The organism is Anaerovibrio lipolyticus LB2005 (assembly GCF_000621545.1).
In the GTDB taxonomy this organism is placed as follows: Bacteria; Bacillota; Negativicutes; order Selenomonadales; family Selenomonadaceae; genus Anaerovibrio; species Anaerovibrio lipolyticus_A.
Genome location: NZ_JHYA01000032.1, coordinates 1 through 1,056, shown reverse-complemented (window position 1 = coordinate 1,056; position 1,056 = coordinate 1). Strand labels below are relative to the sequence as shown.

At 37.6% G+C, this 1,056-nt stretch carries 2 protein-coding genes; both read left to right on the top strand.

Features of this window, described 5'->3' with window-relative positions:
* The first annotated feature begins 144 nt into the window (after positions 1-144).
* A complete protein-coding gene (locus tag T355_RS0112330) occupies positions 145-492 on the top strand; it encodes a hypothetical protein (protein ID WP_027398002.1) in 348 nt (115 codons plus the stop codon).
* 12 nt (positions 493-504) lie between these two features.
* Positions 505-825, top strand: a complete 321-nt coding sequence (locus tag T355_RS0112325; protein WP_027398001.1) for a hypothetical protein — start codon at positions 505-507, stop codon at positions 823-825.
* The last annotated feature ends 231 nt before the right edge of the window (positions 826-1,056 follow it).

Sequence of the window (1,056 nt, the reverse complement as noted above, 5' to 3'; positions counted from 1 at the left end):
TTGAGATAGGCTCCATTTTTGCAGGAAAACCAAATTTTTTGCAGAAAAGTAAAAAAGAGATAACACTTTTATCCTCTCATGAATATAAAGTACAAGAAAGAAAATAAAAAAAGCTGGAAGGACAAACAAAAGGAGGAAAAGAAAATGGATGATATCAAGAAAAAAAAGCTGGAAGAGTCAGCCTTTGACAAAACCTTGGAATTGGATGAGCTGGAGGTAGTGACAGGCGGATCGAAGTATACCGAAAACCAGTTTTGGAAAGTTGCAAATTACAGCGATGAGTTTAAGAACGTTTATAGAAAGAAGTATGGAGACGATGCACTTAAGATGTATTTAAAGGATAAATTCAATGTAGAGTATGAGGTTGGTTGGTGGTCCAGAAAAATGACATGTTATCAAATATACGGTAAAATTGCAGGAGGGCAACGGGTTCCGATTTCAGATGAAGATGTGATGTACTGGCTGCAAAGAGAAGTAGGGCTTGACGCATAAAGGAGGAAAAAAATGAGAACAGAGAAATTGCAAAACAAAGATATAATTGATAAAAAGCTGAACATTGAAGACCTGGAAGCTGTATCCGGCGGTGCTTATGTAGAAAATCAAATTTTACGACAAGCATTAAGATTACCTGAATTTGGCCACACTACGAAGAACTATACCCAAATAACCTCTATATTAAAGGATGAATTTAATGTTCGTATAGAGTTCGAACATGGTGATGATAAAAATAAGTACTGGGATATCAAGACAGGCAAACCTCTTACCCATTTGGAAGTGATGAAGAGGATACGGGCAAAATATCCCAGAGAGGGCGATTCGGAATAAGGCGAACTTTGCTACCAAATAATAATCACAGGGCTGTTCTCAGATCAGAGAATGGCCCTTTAGTTTTGGGCAAAAGAAAAGCGCTGCAAATGCAGGGCGCAGCTATCACATTCAGCATCATTTTTTACTTATCTTGATTATAGCATCAATCATATCCTTTGTCTTTTCATCAAGGCTTGGATATTCCTTGATAATTCTGGCCAGCCGTTTATCCGGTTTGGGATTTTCCAT